At 31.5% G+C, this 1,710-nt stretch carries 2 pseudogenes; one reads left to right on the top strand and one right to left on the bottom strand.

Annotated features, from left to right (window positions below):
- Positions 1-155, top strand: a pseudogene (locus AC1DRF_RS26350) (branched-chain amino acid transport system II carrier protein); the annotation flags it as partial.
- Here AC1DRF_RS26350 and brnQ read toward each other — a convergent pair.
- Positions 151-1,395 (bottom strand): annotated as a pseudogene (brnQ, locus tag AC1DRF_RS26345) (branched-chain amino acid transport system II carrier protein); the annotation flags it as partial. The pseudogenes AC1DRF_RS26350 and brnQ sit on opposite strands and share 5 nt — an antisense overlap.
- Positions 1,396-1,710: the final 315 nt, after the last annotated feature.

Here is a 1,710-nt window from a genome sequence, read left to right as displayed (position 1 = left end):
ATCCATTAGCAATCGTTCTAATCTTTTTGACTTTCCTTCATTCTTTATTTAAAGGATGTGCTGAGGTATACCAAGGCAGCCTATTCTTAACATTTGTTGTAAGCCTGATAGATGGATTAAATGATTTTGGTTTACACATCCCTGGTATTGACCAATATGGTAAAGAGGAAGATAGTAAGTAAATAATTGGTCAATACCAGGGATGTGTAAACCAAAATCATTTAATCCATCTATCAGGCTTACAACAAATGTTAAGAATAGGCTGCCTTGGTATACCTCAGCACATCCTTTAAATAAAGAATGAAGGAAAGTCAAAAAGATTAGAACGATTGCTAATGGATAGAGCACTGTTAAAACAGGTACTGAAAAAGAAATTAAATGATTCAATCCAACATTTGCGATGATTGCGCTAAACACGGATAAGCTAATCGCAATTTTCTTATAAGAAATAGAAGGTAATAATTTATGGAAATAAGAAGAGCATGAAGTAATAAGCCCTACGCTAGTTGTCAGACAAGCTACTGTGATCATTAAGCCTAATAGTAATCCTCCATATTCTCCAAAATAATAATCAGAAACTTTCGCTAACACCGTACCACCATTATCTAAATGCCCAAGCTTTTCTACACTTGAAGCGCCCATGTACGAAAGGGCAGAATAGATAGTTGCAAGAATAATAGCAGCAATTCCTGTAGCTTTTAGACAAACAGTTATAATTTGCTTCTTTGTTTTAGCGCCTTTTTCTTTAATTGCATTGATAATAATGATTCCGAAAACGAAAGATGCAAGAGTATCCATTGTTAGATATCCTTCTTGGAACCCATTAAAAAAAGAGTTTGTTACATATTTTTCTGTGGGTGCTTGAAATTTTCCAATAGGATGAATAAAAGCTACTAGAACTAGAATTCCGATGAATGTTAATTTAATTGGCGTTAAGAATTTTCCGACAATATCGACAATTTTCGCCGGATTGAGAGAAAAAAAGCATGTAATGCTGAAAAATATAATAGTAAACACAAGTAAAGCTATAGAACTAGAGCCTTCAGAAATGAAAGGTTTAAGTCCGATTTCAAAAGAGACGTTACCTGTTCGTGGGATAGCAAATAAAGGTCCAATAGCTAGATAAAGAACAGTTGTAAATACTAAACCAAAGATAGGATGTACGCGACTTGCTAATGATTGTAAATCTTCCTTTCCAGAGAATCCAAAAGCTAGTACACCAAGTAAAGGCAAGCCTACTCCAGTAACTAAAAAACCTGCATTTGCTGACCAGATATTTGCTCCCGCTGACTGGCCAAGCATGGCAGGGAATATTAAATTTCCAGYTCCAAAAAATAATGCAAATAACATTAAACCAATGATTACTATAAAAGAAAACGGTACTTTGTTTGACACGGTGAAACCCCCATTAATAATATTCTTCATAAAAAATTAAATTTTCAGACAACTAAACCTGCAAATAACTTATCTTTTTTGTATTATAAACAGTCAAATTACATATTTCAATATAAAAAATAAACTTTTTTAATAAAATTTAAAAATTATCAATTTTCCGTTCATTATTCATTATTAAAATAAAAATAATATTAAAAAACAAAATCTTTATTCAAATCGCGTACATTAAGTAGTTTAATACGGATATTTTTTTTGAAAAGATCATAAATAATATTCAAAACGCGTATATTATTCTATTAATTAATGGGATTTAAT

Source organism: Priestia sp. P5_B4 (assembly GCF_056400385.1).
This window is presented reverse-complemented; position numbering and strand designations above follow the sequence as displayed.